This window comes from Sphingomonas hylomeconis (assembly GCF_025370105.1).
GTDB lineage: Bacteria > Pseudomonadota > Alphaproteobacteria > Sphingomonadales > Sphingomonadaceae > Sphingomonas > Sphingomonas hylomeconis.
Genome location: NZ_JANQBK010000001.1, coordinates 524670 through 541709, shown reverse-complemented (window position 1 = coordinate 541709; position 17040 = coordinate 524670). Strand labels below are relative to the sequence as shown.

The following is a 17040-nucleotide window of genomic DNA, read 5'->3' as shown; positions in this document are numbered from 1 at the left end:
CCACGGTTGGCGCGACATTCGAGCGACGATAGCGCGGACAGGGCGCGTGCTGACCTCACTGGCGGAACCCGCCATCCCCGCTTAAGGCAGTAGCCCAGGCAGCCCGAGCGAGGCCCCAGGAGAGGTGTATGCGCAGACTCGAACATTTTCCGAACCTTGTGACGATGTTCTTCACGCGCGCCGCGAGCGAAGGCGACAAGCCGTTCCTGTGGCACAAGGAAAACGGCGCCTGGGTCTCGCTCAGCTGGCGCGAGACGGCGGCCAAGGTCGCCAGCCTCGCCGCCGGCCTCACCGCGATCGGGCTCAAGCCCGGCGACCGCGTCATGCTGGTCAGCGAGAACCGCCCGGAATGGTGCATCAGCGATCTCGCGATCATGGCCGCCGGCTGCGTCACCGTGCCGACCTACGTCACCAATACCGAGCGCGATCACGCGCACATCATCGAGAATAGCGGCGCGGCGGCGGTGATCGTCTCCAACGCCAAGCTCGCCAAGACCCTGCTCCCCGCCGCGGTGCGATCGGTCGACGCCAAGATCGTCATCGGCATCGACGATCTGCGCGTCACGCAAGGGCTGGAAAGCCATAGCTGGCACGCGTTGATCGCCGATCATCCAACCAGTGCGGAAACCGCCGCGGCCAAGGCAACGTTCCAGCGCGACGATCTCGCCTGCATCATCTATACCAGCGGCACCGGCGGATCGCCGCGCGGCGTGATGCAGCATCACGGCGCGATCCTGCACAACGTCAATGGCTGCTGCACCGTGATCGAGGAGGATTTCGGCTGGGCGGACGAGGTGTTCCTGTCCTTCCTGCCGCTCAGCCACGCCTATGAGCATACCGGCGGGCAATTCTTCCCGATCGGCCTCGGCGGGCAGATCTATTATTCCGAAGGGCTCGACAAGCTCGCCAGCAATATCGAGGAGGTCCGCCCGACGCTGATGATCGTCGTGCCGCGGCTGTTCGAGGTGCTGCGCCAGCGCATCGTCAAGGGCGTGGAGAAACAGGGCAAGCTGTCCAGCTTCCTGCTCGGCCGCGCGCAGACGCTGGGCGCCAAGGAGGCAGGCGGCGGCCTGTCGCTGCTCGATCAGCCGATGAACCTGCTGCTCAAGGCCACGCTGCGCCCCAAGATCCAGAAGAAGTTCGGCGGGCGGATCAAGGCGCTGGTCGCCGGCGGCGCGCCGCTCACGCCCGAAGTCGGCATCTTCTTCCAGGCGATCGGCGTCACCGTGCTGCAGGGTTATGGCCAGACCGAGGCAGCGCCGGTGATCTCGTGCAACCGCCCCAAGGCCGGGCTCAAGATGGACACGGTCGGCCCGGCACTGGTCAATACCGAGGTGCGCATCGCCGAGGATGGCGAGATCCTGGTGCGCGGCGAACTCGTCATGCACGGTTACTGGCGCAACGAGACGGAAACCGCGCGCGTGCTGCACGACGGCTGGCTGCATACCGGCGATATCGGCGAGATCGACGACAAGGGCCGGATCAAGATCACCGATCGCAAGAAGGATATCATCGTCAACGACAAGGGCGAGAATGTCGCGCCGCAAAAGGTCGAGGGGATGCTGACGCTGCAGAACGAGATCGCCCAGGCGATGATCTATGGCGACCGCAAGCCGTATATGGTCGCGGTGATCGTGCCCGATCCCGAATGGACGCAGGAATGGTGCGCCAGGAACGGCGATTCATGCGATTTCCGGCGCCTGGCCGAGAATAGCGAATATCGCACCGCGCTCGGCCATGCGGTCGAGCGGGTCAACAAGGACCTGGCGGTGACCGAACGCGTCCGCCGATTCATCTTGGCCGATACCGCCTTCGGCATCGACAACGAGCAGATGACGCCGTCGCTGAAGATCCGCCGCCACGTACTGAAGCAGGTCTACGGGGCCAGACTGGACGGGCTGTACAAGAGCTGATCCTCCCCGGCACGGGGAGGGGGACCAGCGAAGCTGGTGGAGGGGGTGGGCCGGCGACGCCACCGTCGCGTTGCCGGCCCACTCCCTTCGTCAGCCTTCGGCTGGGTTTACCGCCCGCTCTTTTTCTTCTTCACCACCGGCGCCGCCGGCGTCGCAGCCGGTGGGGCGACCGGCGCTTCGGCGATGCTCACCGCCTTGCCGTCCTTGCCGCGTGGCACCACCGCCATCGTCCAGTCTGCCTCGGGGCGCAGATATTTGATCGCGGTCTGCTGCAGCTGTGCCGCGGTCATGCCGCCGATGCCGCGGAACATGTTGCGCACTGCCTCGATCCGCCGCTCGTCATAGCTGCCGCCCTGCAGCTGGTTGAGCCAGAAGGTATTGCCCGTCGCCTGGCGCAGGATCAATTCCTTCATCGGCGTGATCGTGCGCTGCAGTTCGTCGTCGCCGATCGGGCGGGCGACGAGATCCGCCGCAATCTCGCGCGACATCTTGAAGAACAGCCCGACATTGTTCGGCGCGACCTGCCCGATCGCAAACAGCCGCCCGCCGGACGCCAGGCCCTCGGGCCACTGGCTCTGCACGCTCGGCGAATAGCTCGCGCCTGCCTCGGAGCGCAGCCGATCGAACAGGCGGTCGCTGAACACCGCCGCCAGCACGTCGAGCGCATTGCTGTCCGCGACCTGGTCGATCCCGCCGCCGGTCGGCCAGACGATGACTGCCGCGGCCTGGTTGTCCGGCCCGCCATGCGTCAGCAGCAACGGCGAACTATTGTGTGGCGGGAACTTGATCGGCGGCGCGGCCCTGGTCGATGCCGGGCGCGGCGGCAGCGCGCCAACGCTTGCGGCGACCGCCTTGATCGCGGCTTCGGCATCGATATCGCCGAACACCTGGACCTCGATCGGCCCCTCGGCCAGCACCGGCTCCCACAGCGCGCGGAAATTGGCCGGCGTGGTGCCGGTGACTTCCTCGCGCGTCGGCGTGCCCCAGCGCGGATCGCCGTCGTGCAGCAGCCGTTCGAGATCGCGCGCGAGCACGCCGTCCGGCGACGCGTCGAACCCGGCATAACCGGCCAGCGCCATCGATTTGGCGCGCGCCACCGGATTGGGATCCCAGCCCGGCGCCGCCATCCGCGCGGCGATCAGCTTCAGCTGGTCGGCGAGATCGCCGGGCGAGGTCATCGCGCCATAGACGAAGGCGTCCTCGCCAACGTCGAAATCGAGCCCGATGCGCCGTCCGGCGGTCAATTGCTCGATATCGCCCTGGCCGAGCTTGCCGATGCCGCCGGCGACCAGCGCCATGTCGCCGGCCCAGACCGGCGTGTCGCGATCGGCCGGCAGCGCGTTGTAACCGCCGCCGAAGCGCACGCGGACATAGACGCGCGTCGATTCCGCCGGGCTGACGCGCAGCATCAGCCGCACGCCGTTGGAGAAGACGACCTTCTCGGCATCGAATTCGGGGATCTTCTCGCGGCTGACGATCGACGCCGGTTTGCCGAGCTTGGGCAGGTTGGCGAACGTCACCTTGCCCTGCACGTTGCGCTTGCCGGCAAGCCCGGAGACGTCGCTCTTCAGCGCCGCATTCAGCTTGGTCACCGCGCCGTCCTCGGGCGTCTGCACGTTGATCAACGCGCGCGTCACGTCGCCGGAGAAGATCCGCTTGGTCGAGGCCAAGACGGTCTGCGGCGTGAACATCTTCTTGGCGATGGCATCCTTGAGCACGGCATAGATCGTCGCCGGCGCGGTGGTCGTCTCGCGGATATCGACCGCCTGGACCATGTCGTCGGCCTGGCCGGCGCCCGGCTCGGCGCGCTGCGTTTCCACGCTGGTGCGCATGATCGTGTCGAAATCGGCCAGCTCGCGCTGCACCTCGGCCTCGCTCGGCGCAGTCTTCTGCGCATCGGCGATCACCGCGCGGACATCCTTGAGCGCCGCCTCCCAGTCATTGCCGATCGGCAGGATCGAGACAAAGGTCAGCGAGGCGGAGCGCGATTCGTCGCTGGTGCTGACGCTGGCGCGGATGAAGCTGCCGCCGGCGCGGGCCCGCGTCTCGAGCCGCCGGCTGATGACCCGCGCGGCGACCGAATCGACCAGCCGGTTCTGGTTCATGACGATCGTGTCGGACTGGTATTTCCATGGCTTGACCACCGCCATCGTCACCACCGGCGGCAGCGACGGCTCGCTGATCACCGCCGTCGCCGGCTGCTTGGGATCGGGCTTGCCGAAATCGGGATCGGCCGGATTCTTGCCGGTGCCGCGCCAGTCGGAGAAATTCTTGATCACCAGCCGTTCGAACATCGCCGGATCGAAATCGCCCGAGATCACCACCACGGCGCGCTCGGGGCGGTACCAGCGATCGTGGAACGCCTTGACCTTGCCGGCATCGGCGGCGTTGAGCATATCGATCGTGCCGATCGGCGAGCGATTGGCGAGCGGCTGTCCGGCGAAGAAGGTCTTGAGCTGCGCTTCGCTGAACCGGACCTGTGGGCCCGGCGCCTCGCGCTGTTCGGCCAGCACCGCGGGGCGCTCGGCGGCGAGTGCCGCGTCGGTGATGTTGGGCTTGCTGACCATGCCGGCCATGATCTTCAGGCTCTCGTCGAGCCGCGCTTCGTTCGCGCTGGGCAGATCGAGCTTGTAGACCGTCTGGGTCGCGGTGGTCTGCGCGTTGGTGTCCGAGCCGAACGTCGTGCCCATGCGCTGCCAGATGCGCTTGGCCTCGCCATCGGGAACGAACTGCGAGCCGCGGAACGAGAGATGCTCGATCATATGCGCATAGCCGCGCTCGCTGTCGGTCTCCATCAGCGAGCCGGCATCCATCCGCACGCGGACCGAGACCTGGCCGGGCGGCACGCCGTTACGGCGCACGGCATAGCGCAGCCCGTTGGGCAGCGTGCCGTACCGCCATTCGGGATCGGGCGTGATGTCGCTGTCGACGAACAGCCAGTTCTTGCGATCGACCTGGCCCGGGACGGGCGCCTGCGCGGCGGCGACCGCGGTCTGCGGTGCGGTATCCTGCCCCTGGGCAGGCAGGGCAAGTCCGAGCAAAAGGGCAAGGATCAGCGGACGGCGCGAGGCGCGCGATAGGGCATGCATGGCCCGCTTCGTAGCGCGGGAAAGCTGAACCCGCCAGTAACGTCATCTTTTGGTCCAAGATTTTGGCTATCCGCCAATGCCACGCGGGCCGCGGGGCCGAGTCGCCACGCGTGAGTTGCGGAACTGGCAGGAAGCGGATCGTGAACGGGCAAGTTATTGGCGCACCAGGCCGAATGCGGCAAAAATCGGGCGAGCACGGTGATCGTGCGGCACCGCGCGTGCCCGATCTCAACGTCATTTCCGGCGCCCCCGCCCCGGGCGCGCCGCTGGCGCAGGAGGGCAATCGCCCGTGGCAGATCCGCCTCGGCAAGCATCTGCGCGGCCCGGTCGATCGGCTGATCGCGCGCTTCTCGCTGGTCTCGAACGATCCGGTGCTCGATGTGCGCGGCTTTGCCTGGACGGCGATGCTGCGCGACCATTGGCAGACGATCCGCGACGAAGCGGTCGCCGTCGCGCTGCACGGCGCCGCCGCGCCCAGCCTGGCGACGATCTCGCCCGATCACCGCGCCATTGCCGAGGTGGACAAATGGCGCTCCTTCTTCCTGTGGGGCTATGGCTTTCCGATCGCGGACAATCTCGCCCGATGTCCCGAGACGCAGCGGCTGGTCGAACGCATTCCCGGGCTCAACAGCGCGTTCTTCTCGATCCTCGCGCCGGGCACGCACATCCCCGATCACCGCGGCGTGACCAAGGGGCTGATCACCTGCCATCTCGGCCTGATCGTGCCGCAGGATGGCGACGTGCGGATGCGCGTCGGCGATCGGATCGTGCGCTGGGCCGAGGGCGAGACCCTGGTGTTCGACGATACCTACCAGCACGAAGTGTGGAACGAGACCAGCGGCACCCGCGTGGTGCTGCTGATCCAGTTCGCGCGGCCGCTGCGCCAGCCGGGCAAGGCGATCGCCGATTTCTTCCTGGGCTTCGTGCGCCGCTCGGCGTTCGTGCAGGAGGCGCGCAGCAATATCGACAAGTGGAACGCCGCGATCCGGCGGCTGGACGCCTGATCCCGCCGGCGCGCGCAACGCTCCGTTTCCCGCTCTAACCTTGCGCCGGCCGCCCATGCGCGCCACATGCGGGGCATGCTGATAGAAACCGAAACCACGCCCAACCCGGCGACGCTCAAATTCCTCCCCGGCCGCACCGTAATGGACGCCGGCACGCGCGATTTCGCGACGCCCGAGGAAGCCGAAGCCAGCCCGCTGGCGCAGCAATTGTTCGATCTCGGCGATGTCACCGGCGTGTTCTTCGGCAGCGACTTCATCTCGGTCACTGCGGCGCCGGGCGTCGACTGGTCGTTCCTCAAGGGTGATGTGCTCGCCCTGCTGCTCGATCATTTCAGCGCGCAGATCCCGCTGTTCAAGCCCGGCACCGCCGGCGGCATCAGCGTGCCGGCCGACGACGCCTTCGCCGACAATCCCGAGGATGCCGACATCGTCGCGCAGATCAAGGATCTGATCGAAACGCGCGTCCGCCCCGCGGTCGCCAACGATGGCGGCGACATCGTCTATCGCGGCTTCGATCAGGGCAAGGTGTTCCTGCGCATGCAGGGCGCGTGCGCCGGCTGCCCGTCGTCCACCGCGACGCTGAAGAACGGGATCGAGCAGTTGCTCAAATATTACGTGCCGGAAGTCACCGAGGTCCGCGCCGTCTGAATGTTAGCGTAACAAGGGTTCTGTCATGACCGAAAAGCTGTCCGACGCGGCGCTGGATACGATCTTCCGCACCGCGCGCTCCTATAACGGCTATACCGATCAACCGGTCAGCGACGCCGAGCTGCACGCGATCTGGGATCTGATGAAATGGGGCCCGACCTCCGCCAACCAGCTGCCCGCGCGGCTGATCTGGTGCGTGTCCGATGCGGCCAAGCAGAAGCTCGCCGAGTGCACCAGCGAACAGAATGCGCCCAAGATCCTGAAGGCGCCAGTCAGCGTGATCATCGGCATGGACGAGAATTTCCACGAATATCTCCCCGAACTGTTCCCGCATACCGATGCCAAGGCATGGTTCGACGGCAATGCCGAGCTGCGCGCGGTGTCGGCGATGCGCAATTCGACACTGCAGGGTGCCTATTTCATCATCGCCGCGCGCGCGCTGGGGCTCGATACCGGGCCGATGTCCGGCTTCGACAATGGCAAGGTCGATGCGGCGTTCTTCGCCGATACGCCCGCGGTGCGCAGCAATTTCATTGCCACGCTCGGCCATGGCGATCCGGCGTCGATCTTCGATCGCTCGCCCCGCCCGGGGTTCGAGAAGTTCAACCGCGTCGCGTGACGGGAGCGGCCTAGCCTTGCGCACCCTCGTCATCGAAACCTCCACCGCGGCCTGTTCGGTCGCGCTGATCGAGGCCGGCGCGGTGATCGCCGCCGCGCACGAAGTGGTCAATCGCGGCCATGCCGAGCGGCTCGTGCCGATGATCGCCGAACTGCCCGGCGGCGGCCGCGCCGCGCGCATCCTGGTCGATTGCGGCCCGGGCAGCTTTACCGGCGTGCGCGTCGGCATCGCCGCCGCGCGTGGCTTGGCGTTCGGCTGGGATGCCGAGCTGCACGGCTTCTCCGCCCTGTCGCTGATCGCCGCCGCGGCATTCGCCGCCGATCCCGCGCTTGCCGATCTCGCCGTGGTGCTGGAGGGCGGGCATGGCGAGGTCTTCATGCAGGGCTTTGCCGCCGCGCCTTTCGCCGCGACGGATGCTTTCGCGTCGCTCAAGCCGGCAGCGGCGCGCGACGCGCTCGGCGCGCGCGCGGCGTTCGGCAACGGCATCCGCCATCTTGCCGCGCTCGACGACACGCTGCCGCTGCGAGAACGGCTCCCCGATGCCGCCGACGCGATCCGCCTGCTGGCCGAGTTCGCCACGCTGCCGCCGCGCCCGATCTACGGTCGCGCGCCCGATGCCACGCCGCCGCGCCCGCGGCAGCTGGTGCCGGCATGAGCACCGTGCTCAGCATGATCGAGCTGCGCGCCGGCTCCACCGCCGATCTCGCCATGGTCGAGACGCTGATGGCCGAGGCCTTCGATCCGCGCTTCGGCGAAGCATGGACGCGCGGCCAGTGCCTCGGCATCATGTCCTTGCCCGGCGTGTGGCTGACCGTGGCGACGCTCGACGGCCAGCCCGCCGGCTTTACCCTGTCGCGGCTGATCGTCGACGAGGCCGAATTGCTGCTGCTGGCCACCGCGCCATCCTGCCGCCGCCGCGGCGTCGGCGCGGCCTTGCTGCTCGCGACCATCGCCGATGCCCGCGATCGCCAGGCAGTCACGCTGCATCTCGAGGTGCGCGACGGCAATGAAGCGATCAAATTGTATAGTAAGGCTGGGTTCATAAAGGTCGGCGAACGTCGGGGCTATTATCGAGGCAACAATGGCCTGATGACCGACGCGTTTACGTACCGTCGTAGTTTAGCCTGATCGGAGAAACATTTAACTTTTGTTACTTGCGCCGAATCGCTTCGCATAGGATAGGCACAGTCACGGCGGGAATTCCAGTCCCGCCGATAATGGGTCGAAGGAACTACAATGGATATCGAAACAGAGATGGGTGATTCCCTGATCACCCTGACCGCGGATATTGTCGCGGCACATGTCAGCAACAATAGCGTTGCGGTTTCCGACCTCGCGGTCCTGATCGGCAACGTTCATGGCGCACTTGCCAGCCTCGGCAGCCCCGTAATCGCCCCCGACGTCAAGCAAGAACCGGCCGTTTCGGTCCGATCGTCGATCAAGCCGGACTATATTGTCTGCCTCGAAGACGGCAAGAAGCTGAAGATGCTCAAGCGTCATCTTATGACGCATTATCAAATGACCCCGGAACAATATCGCGCGAAGTGGAATCTTCCTGCCGATTACCCGATGGTCGCGCCGAATTATGCCGAACAGCGTCGCACGCTGGCCAAGAAGATCGGCCTCGGCACCAAGCGCCGCAAGGTCGCCTGATCCCGCGCCACCGCGCGGATCGCGCGGCGGCCACTGACGACCAATGCCGGCCGGGCTTGTCCCGGCCGGCATTGTCGTATGCGCGCCCGCCCGATCGGCCGCAGCTTCCGCTTATTGCGAATCACTCTTCGCTTTATCAATAAGCCGGAAGCGCCTATGGCGGCGGCATGGCCCGAAAAATTGATCTTGAAGCCCTGTGCGCTGAAAAAGGGCTGCGCATCACCGAGCAGCGCCGCGTCATCGCGCGCGTTCTGTCCGAGGCGGAGGATCATCCCGACGTCGAGAAGGTCTATGCGCGCGCCTCCGCGATCGATCCTGGCATCTCGATCGCCACCGTCTACCGCACCGTGCGCCTGTTCGAGGAAGCCGGCATCCTCGACCGCCACGATTTCGGCGATGGTCGCGCGCGCTACGAGCCGGCACCGGAAGCGCATCACGATCACCTGATCGATGTCGAGACCGGCAAGGTGATCGAATTCGTCGATCCCGAACTCGAACAATTGCAGAAGGCGATCGCCGAACGACTGGGCTTCCGCCTGGTCGACCATCGCATGGAGCTCTACGGCGTCACGCTCGACCGCAAGGTCTGACGCGCAGTTTATCGCGTCGCCCCGTATCCTTCGGTTCTCCCGCGAAAGCGGGAGAACGAGAAAGATGTAGACGCAACACACTGTTGAAATTCGCCGGAGAGCAGCATGCCGATGCGTCCACGATCGCCATCATGCTGAGCGCCGCGCACCGCGCCGCCGCCGCCGCCGGCACCCCGCCCCCGATCGACGCGCTCGGCCGCCTCCGCATCACGTTGCGCGCCACCGGCCTGGTGCTGGCGCTGCTGCTCACCGTGCCGCTCCATTATCTCTGGCGGCTGCTGCGCCAGTCCTCGCCCTGGCCGCGTATCTTTCTCGGCTGGGCCGCACGGCTCGCCGGCGCCCGCGTCACCCGCGTCGGCACGCCGCTGAAACGCGATGTATTCTACATCGCCAATCATCTCAGCTGGATCGATATCCTCGGCATGGCCGGGCAGAGCGGCACGGCGTTCGTCGCCAAGCAGGAAATCCGCGACGCGCCAGTGGTCGGCTGGCTGTCGACGCTCAACCGCACGGTGTTCGTCAAGCGCGAGAACCGCCTCGGCGTGGCCGAGCAGATCAACCTGTTGCGCGATGCGCTGGAGGACAATTGGTCGGTCACCGTCTTCCCCGAGGGCACGACGACCGACGGCCAGTCGCTGCTCCCGTTCAAGACGCCGATGCTGCGCGTGCTGGAGCCGCCGCCGCCCGGCGTGCTGGTCCAGCCCGTGCTGCTCGATTACGGCGCGGTGGCGGAGGAGATCGGCTGGATCGGCGAGGAGACCGGGCTCGACAATGCCAAGCGCCTGCTGTCGCGCAAGGGCAGCTTCGCGCTGAGGGTACATTTCCTGGAGCCGTTCTACCCCGCCGACTTTGCGGGACGGAAGTCGATCGCCGCGGAAAGCCGCCGCCGCATCGAGGAAGCGCTGATCGAGACGCTGGGCAAGCCGCTCAGGCCGTTCGCCTACAGCGTGGACTCCGTCAAATTCACTCCTCCCCGGAACGGGGAGGGGGACCATTTGCCCCTTTCGGCAAATGGTGGAGGGGGCTCTCCCCAAACGTAACGCCCGACAAGCCCCCTCTTCGCAAGCGTAACGCTGCTGGCACACCCCCTCCACCATGCTTCGCATGGTCCCCCTCCCCGTTCCGGGGAGGATTTGCTACAGGCCCATCATGAAACCCGCCCCCAAGACCTTCGCCGTCAAATCATTCGGCTGCCAGATGAACATGTATGACGGCGATCGCATGGCCGAGCTGATGCTGGCGCAGGGCCTGACGCCGGCCGAGACCGCCGATGCCGACCTGATCGTGCTCAACACCTGCCACATCCGCGAAAAGGCCACCGAGAAGGTCTATTCCGATATCGGTCGGCTCCGGAAGGACGCGCGCAAGAAGCATGGCGGCAGCCCGATGATCGCGGTTGCCGGCTGCGTCGCGCAGGCCGAAGGCGCCGAGATCGTCACCCGCGCGAAGGTCGATATCGTCGTCGGCCCGCAGGCCTATCACAATCTGCCCGATCTCGTGGCCCGGGCGGCGCGCGGCGAAAGCGCGCTCGACACCGACATGCCGGTCGAGACCAAGTTCGGCGCCCTGCCCGCGCGCCGCCGCGTGCCGCCCTCGGCCTTCCTCACCGTGCAGGAAGGGTGCGACAAATTCTGCACCTATTGCGTCGTGCCCTATACGCGCGGCGCCGAAGTCAGCCGCGGCTGGCAGCAGATCGTGGACGAGGCAAAAGCCTTGGTCGATGCCGGCGCGCGCGAACTCACCCTGCTCGGGCAGAACGTCAACGCCTGGACCGATGGCCCGCGCGGCCTGCATCATCTGATCGCCGAACTCGATCGGATCGATGGGCTGGCGCGCATCCGCTACACCACCAGCCACCCCAACGACATGACGCAAGGGTTGATCGACGCGCACCGCGATATCGAGAAACTGATGCCGTTCCTCCACCTGCCAGTCCAGTCCGGCAGCAATCGCATCCTGAAGTCGATGAACCGCAGCCATAGCCGCGATTCCTATCTTCGCCTGCTCGAGCGCGTCGTCGCGGCGCGGCCCGACATCGCCCTGTCCGGCGATTTCATCGTCGGCTTCCCCGGCGAGACCGAGGCCGATTTCCGCGATACGCTTAGCCTGGTCGACGAGATCGGCTGTGCCCAGGCGTTCAGCTTCAAATATAGCCCCCGCCCCGGCACACCGGCGGCGCAGATGGACGACCAGATCGCGCCCGAGGAAATGGACGAGCGGCTGCAACGGCTGCAGGCGGCGCTCAACCGCGATCAGGCCGCCTTCAACGCGAACACGCTCGGGCGCCGCTGCCAGGTGTTGATCGAACGCAAGGGCAAGCTTCCGGGCCAGATGCTGGGCAAGTCCCCCTGGCTGCAATCGATCCACCTCCTCACCGATGCCGGGATCGGCGATCTCGTCGAGGTGGATATCGTCCGCGCCGATCCCAATTCGCTGTCGGGCGTGGAGCGGATCAGCGCCGCGGCCTGACGGCGGCGAATTCCGCTGTCCTACTGGCGCCGGCTCTGCCAGACTTGTGGCGGATGCAGTCGATTCGTCTCACCGGAATGTCCTTCCGCCATCCTCGTCCGGCGACGCGCCGGCCTCGCGCGCGTGAGCGTGCGACCTTTGCGACTTTTGCGACGGTCCTTGCGCTACTTGGCAGCCGCCCCACATTCGACTTTGTCGCTTCAAACAAAGGAACTGCATGAGCCGCAAGCCCGTCCCCGCCCAATCGGGCGAGCCCAGTCGCGCCGAACTGATCTTCGACCGCCCCCAGCTCATGTCGCAATTGTTCGGCGAATTCGATCAGAACCTGTTGCAGCTCGAAAGCCGGCTCGGCGTGTACATCACCGCGCGTGGCAACAAGATCCAGCTCGAGGGCCGCGCCGAGGCGGTGGCCGAGGCGCGCGACGTGCTGCAGGGCCTTTACAACCGCATCACCCGCGGCGAGCGCGTCGATCAGGGCATGGTCGATGCGGTGATCGCCATGTCGGCCGAACCGACATTGGCCGGGATCATTTCGGCGGACAGCGGCGGCGCCCCGAGCATCATGATCCGCACCCGCAAGAAAACGATCGTGCCGCGCACGCTGGCGCAGGCGCATTACATGCGCCAGCTGGTCAATAACGACATCATCTTCGCGCTTGGGCCAGCAGGCACCGGCAAGACCTATATCGCCGTCGCCCAAGCCGTCGCGCAGCTGATCACCGGCAGCGTGCAGCGCCTGATCCTGTCGCGTCCCGCGGTGGAGGCGGGCGAGAAACTGGGCTTCCTGCCCGGCGACATGAAGGACAAGGTCGATCCCTATCTGCGGCCCCTGTACGATGCGCTGAACGATTGCCTGCCCGCCGAGCAGGTCGAACGCCGTATCGCCTCGGGCGAGATCGAAATCGCGCCGATCGCCTTCATGCGTGGCCGCACGCTGGCCGATGCGTTCATCATCCTCGACGAGGCGCAGAACACCACGCCCTCGCAGATGAAGATGTTCCTCACCCGCTTCGGCGAGAACAGCCGCATGGTTGTATGCGGCGATCCCAAGCAGACCGATCTCCCCGGCGGCATGAATGCGTCCGGGCTCAACGACGCGGTGGTGCGGCTGGAAGGCGTGGAAAGCATCTCGATGTGCCGCTTCGGCGCGGGCGACGTCGTGCGCCACCCGATCGTCGGGCGGATCGTCGAAGCATATGAGGGCGTCGATGCTTGAAACTGCCCTTTCCATCGAATCCCCCTGGGACGATAGCGTCGACTGGGACGCGCTCGCGCTCCGCGCCGCTACCGCGGCGATCGAGCGCACCCCGCACGGCGAACTGGCCACCGGCGCGGCGACGGTCGAGATTTCCGTCCGCCTGACCACCGATGCCGAGGTACAGACGCTCAACGCGCAATACCGCCACAAGGACAAGCCGACCAACGTGCTCAGCTTCCCGATGGTCCAGGCCGATCTGCTCGATACCGTCGGGCAGAATTCGGACGACGGCGAGGTGCTGCTCGGCGATATCGTGCTGGCGCACGGCGTGTGCGCGGCCGAGGCGGCGGAAAAAGGCATCACCGTCGAGGCGCATGCGACACATTTGATCGTGCACGGCACGCTCCACCTGCTAGGCTATGATCATCTGGAGGATCACGAGGGCGAGGCGATGGAGGCGATCGAGATCGACGCGCTCAAGTCGCTCGGCCTGGCCGATCCCTATCTGATACGAGAGGACTGACACCTTACTATGCCCGAGGGCCAAAGTACCACCGACGCCGGGGACGCCGGTACTACCAACGAAGGATCTATATGGCGCTCGTTGCGCGCCATGATCTTCGGTGAGCAGGGCGACGATTCGCTGCGCCACCAGCTCGAAGAAGCGATCGACGCGCACGAGGATGATCCCGCGCCCGACGCCAAGGGTGATCTCTCGCCGCTGGAACGCACGATGGTGCGCAATCTGCTGCATTTCGGCGAGCGCGACGCCGGCGATGTCGGCGTGCCGCGCGCGGACATCATCGCGGTCGAGGAACAGACGCCGTTCGCCGAGCTCGTGAAGATCTTCGCCGAGGCCGGCCATAGCCGCCTGCCGGTCTACCGCGAAAAGCTCGATACGATCATCGGCATGATCCATCTCAAGGACGTGTTTGCCATCCTCGCCACCGGCGCGGACCATCCCGTCACGCTGGAAGGCCTGATCCGCCAGCCCTTGTTCGTGCCGATGTCGCGCGGCGTGCTCGATTTGCTCGCCGACATGCGCGCCAGCCGCGTGCATCTGGCGGTCGTGCTCGATGAATATTTCGGCACCGAAGGGCTGGTCACGATCGAGGATCTGATCGAGGAGATCGTCGGCGATATCGAGGACGAGCATGACGAAGCGCCCGAGGCGCTGCTCGTCCCGCTTGACGGCGGCGCCTGGGACGCGGACGCCCGCGCGGAACTCGAGGATGTCGGCGAGACGATCGACCAGCGTCTGGCCGAGGTCGACGAGGATATCGACACGCTCGGCGGTCTCGCCGCCCTGCTCGCCGGGCACGTCCCGCAACAGGGCGAATGCCTGGATCATCCAAGCGGTTGGAAGCTTGAGGTCGTCGCCGCCGATACGCGCCGTGTAACCAAATTGCGCCTGCACCCGCCTCGCCCGGAACCCGAAGACGTGGAGAGCTGAGCCGCCGGTGATCGACTCCCTCGTTCTCCAAGATCAGATTAAGTCATCGCCTAAATGATTGCGGATCGCCTCGCCGGGGTCCACACTCATTGCAGCGATTAAGAACATCCGAGGAGTTAGGATATGGACGCGATCACCTCAGGCAGCCCGCTGAGCGACCCGAGCAAGGAGCCCGCAGCGCTCCGCTCGCTGCTCGGACGCACCAACCGCGATTGGTGGCCGAACCAGCTGAGCCTCGACATCCTCCAGCAGAACGGCCTGTCGGGCAACCCGATGGGCGACGACTTCGACTATGCCGAAGCGTTCAACACGCTCGATTACGCCGCGGTGAAGCGCGATCTGACCGCGCTGATGACCGACAGCCAGCCCTGGTGGCCGGCCGATTACGGGCATTACGGCCCGTTCTTCATCCGCATGGCGTGGCACTCGGCCGGCACCTATCGCACCGGTGACGGCCGCGGCGGCTCCTCGTCCGGCTCGCAGCGTTTTGCACCGCTCAACAGCTGGCCGGACAACGGCAACCTAGACAAGGCACGCCGCTTGCTGTGGCCGATCAAGGCGAAATACGGCAAGCAGCTCAGCTGGGCCGATCTGTTCATCATGGCGGGCAACGTCGCGATCGAATCGATGGGCGGTCCGGTGTTCGGCTTCGGTGGCGGACGCGAAGACGTGTTCGAGCCGCTCAAGGACATCTACTGGGGCACCGAGGAAGAGTGGCTCGGTGAAACCCGCATCAACGAGGAATCGGGCAAGGCGTTCGAAAACCCGCTCGCCGCGATCCAGATGGGCCTGATCTACGTCAACCCGGAAGGCCCCGGCGGTTGCCCCAACCCGATGGGCTCGGCGCGCGACATGCGCGAGACGTTCGCCCGCATGGGCATGAACGACGAGGAAACCGTTGCGCTCACAGCCGGCGGCCACACCTTCGGCAAGGCGCACGGCGCGGGTGATGCCTCGCTCGTCGGCGTCGAGCCCGAAGGCGCGGACATCGCGACGCAGGGCATGGGCTGGGTATCGACGCACGGCACCGGCATGGGCGACGACACGATCACGTCTGGGATCGAAGGCGCCTGGACTCCGACGCCGATTACCTGGGACCAGACCTATTGGGACATGCTGCTCGACCACGAATATGAGCTCGTGAAGAGCCCGGCGGGCGCGCACCAGTGGCAGCCGGTCGGCAACCCCGAGGAAACGCTCGCCCCCAAGGCGCACACGCCCGGCGTCAAGGTCCCGACGATGATGACGACCGCCGACATGGCGCTCAAGAAGGACTCGGCCTATCTCGAGATCAGCAAGCGCTTCCAGAAGGACCCGGCGGCGTTCGCCGATGCCTTCGCCCGTGCCTGGTTCAAGCTGACGCACCGCGACATGGGGCCGAAGGTCCGGTATCTCGGGCCTGAAGTGCCTGCGGAAGACCTGATCTGGCAGGACCCGATCCCCAAGGCGGATTATCCGCAGATCGAGGCAGGCGACATTACCGAACTCAAGCAGGCGATCGCCAATTCCGGCCTGTCGGTGGCCGAACTGGTGGCGACCGCATGGGCCTCGGCTTCGACCTATCGCCAGTCGGATCACCGCGGCGGCGCCAATGGCGGTCGCATCCGCCTTGCGCCGCAGAAGGACTGGGAGGTCAACCAGCCCGATCAGCTTGCCAGGGTCCTCGGTGTCTATGACGGCATCAAGGCCGACTTTGACGGCAAGGGTGCTAAGAAGGTCTCGATCGCCGATCTGATCGTGCTTGGCGGCTCGGTCGGCGTGGAGGCGGCGGCGAAGGCTGCGGGGCAAACGATCGACGTGCCCTTCCTGCCCGGTCGTACCGATGCTTCGGCCGAACAGACCGATGCCGCAAGCTTCGACGTGCTCGAGCCCAAGGCGGATGGCTTCCGCAACTATCTCTCGGTCAAATTCAGCGTTCCGACCGAGGAATTGCTGGTCGATCGGGCGCAGTTGCTGGGTCTCAGCAGCCCTGAAATGGCGGTGCTCGTCGGTGGCCTGCGCGTCATCGGCGCCAACCACCCGAAGGCCGAGGATCACGGCGTGTTCACCGACCGCAAGGGTCAGCTGACCAACGACTTCTTCGTCAATCTGCTCGACATGCAGACCGCATGGAAGCAGATCAGCGAGGACAGCGACGAGGAATATCTCGGCACGCTGCGCGAGACCGGCGAGAAGAAGTGGACCGCCTCGCGCACCGATCTGGTGTTCGGCGCCAACTCGCAGCTGCGTGCGCTGGCGGAGGTCTACGCCTCGGCCGATGCAGGCGAGAAGTTCGTGCGTGATTTTGTCACGGCATGGACCAAGGTAATGAACGCCGATCGGTTCGATCTCGCTTCGGGCCATGTCCGCGGTGAACCAGCAGTGGCGTAACGCCTCCCCGGCCCGTCCTCGCCGCGAAAGCGGG

General features: G+C 66.1%; 15 protein-coding genes. 14 read left to right on the top strand and 1 reads right to left on the bottom strand.

Features of this window, described 5'->3' with window-relative positions:
- Positions 1 to 128 precede the first annotated feature (128 nt).
- Positions 129 to 1913, top strand: a complete 1785-nt coding sequence (locus NV401_RS02660; RefSeq protein ID WP_261292821.1) for an AMP-dependent synthetase/ligase — start codon at positions 129 to 131, stop codon at positions 1911 to 1913.
- 107 nt (positions 1914 to 2020) lie between these two features.
- Here NV401_RS02660 and NV401_RS02655 read toward each other — a convergent pair whose 3' ends face one another.
- The gene (locus tag NV401_RS02655) at positions 2021 to 5002 is read right to left on the bottom strand and encodes a M16 family metallopeptidase (RefSeq protein WP_261292820.1); all 2982 of its coding nucleotides are present in this window, start codon (positions 5000 to 5002) and stop codon (positions 2021 to 2023) included.
- A gap of 173 nt (positions 5003 to 5175) precedes the next feature.
- Between NV401_RS02655 and NV401_RS02650 the strand changes: the two genes are divergently transcribed.
- From NV401_RS02650 to katG, 13 genes are all read left to right on the top strand, one after another.
- Positions 5176 to 6006, top strand: coding sequence for an aspartyl/asparaginyl beta-hydroxylase domain-containing protein (locus NV401_RS02650; RefSeq protein WP_261292819.1), 831 nt, complete (start codon positions 5176 to 5178; stop codon positions 6004 to 6006).
- 75 nt (positions 6007 to 6081) lie between these two features.
- Positions 6082 to 6654, top strand: coding sequence for a NifU family protein (locus tag NV401_RS02645; protein ID WP_261292818.1), 573 nt, complete (start codon positions 6082 to 6084; stop codon positions 6652 to 6654).
- Between the two features lie 25 nt (positions 6655 to 6679).
- Positions 6680 to 7273, top strand: coding sequence for a malonic semialdehyde reductase (locus NV401_RS02640; RefSeq protein ID WP_261292817.1), 594 nt, complete (start codon positions 6680 to 6682; stop codon positions 7271 to 7273).
- A gap of 16 nt (positions 7274 to 7289) precedes the next feature.
- A complete protein-coding gene (gene tsaB / locus NV401_RS02635) occupies positions 7290 to 7928 on the top strand; it encodes a tRNA (adenosine(37)-N6)-threonylcarbamoyltransferase complex dimerization subunit type 1 TsaB (protein WP_261292816.1) in 639 nt (212 codons plus the stop codon).
- Positions 7925 to 8401 (top strand): GNAT family N-acetyltransferase, encoded by a 477-nt coding sequence (locus NV401_RS02630; protein ID WP_261292815.1) that lies wholly within the window; start codon positions 7925 to 7927, stop codon positions 8399 to 8401. Before tsaB ends, NV401_RS02630 begins: the two co-directional genes overlap by 4 nt.
- A 108-nt stretch (positions 8402 to 8509) precedes the next feature.
- Positions 8510 to 8926, top strand: a complete 417-nt coding sequence (locus NV401_RS02625) for a MucR family transcriptional regulator (RefSeq protein WP_261292814.1) — start codon at positions 8510 to 8512, stop codon at positions 8924 to 8926.
- Between the two features lie 167 nt (positions 8927 to 9093).
- Entirely contained in the window at positions 9094 to 9516 is a 423-nt protein-coding gene (locus NV401_RS02620) for a Fur family transcriptional regulator (protein ID WP_261292813.1), read from the top strand.
- A gap of 131 nt (positions 9517 to 9647) precedes the next feature.
- Entirely contained in the window at positions 9648 to 10556 is a 909-nt protein-coding gene (locus NV401_RS02615; RefSeq protein ID WP_261293063.1) for a lysophospholipid acyltransferase family protein, read from the top strand.
- A gap of 109 nt (positions 10557 to 10665) precedes the next feature.
- On the top strand, positions 10666 to 11985 hold the full coding sequence (miaB, locus tag NV401_RS02610; protein ID WP_261292812.1) for a tRNA (N6-isopentenyl adenosine(37)-C2)-methylthiotransferase MiaB: 1320 nt from the start codon (positions 10666 to 10668) through the stop codon (positions 11983 to 11985).
- Positions 11986 to 12202: 217 nt separating this feature from the next.
- The gene (locus tag NV401_RS02605) at positions 12203 to 13201 is read left to right on the top strand and encodes a PhoH family protein (RefSeq protein ID WP_261292811.1); all 999 of its coding nucleotides are present in this window, start codon (positions 12203 to 12205) and stop codon (positions 13199 to 13201) included.
- The gene (ybeY, locus tag NV401_RS02600; protein WP_261292810.1) at positions 13194 to 13706 is read left to right on the top strand and encodes an rRNA maturation RNase YbeY; all 513 of its coding nucleotides are present in this window, start codon (positions 13194 to 13196) and stop codon (positions 13704 to 13706) included. The genes NV401_RS02605 and ybeY overlap by 8 nt, the downstream gene beginning before the upstream one ends.
- Positions 13707 to 13715: 9 nt before the next feature.
- On the top strand, positions 13716 to 14636 hold the full coding sequence (locus NV401_RS02595; protein WP_261292809.1) for a hemolysin family protein: 921 nt from the start codon (positions 13716 to 13718) through the stop codon (positions 14634 to 14636).
- Between the two features lie 123 nt (positions 14637 to 14759).
- Positions 14760 to 17006, top strand: a complete 2247-nt coding sequence (gene katG / locus NV401_RS02590; protein ID WP_261292808.1) for a catalase/peroxidase HPI — start codon at positions 14760 to 14762, stop codon at positions 17004 to 17006.
- Positions 17007 to 17040 lie beyond the last annotated feature (34 nt).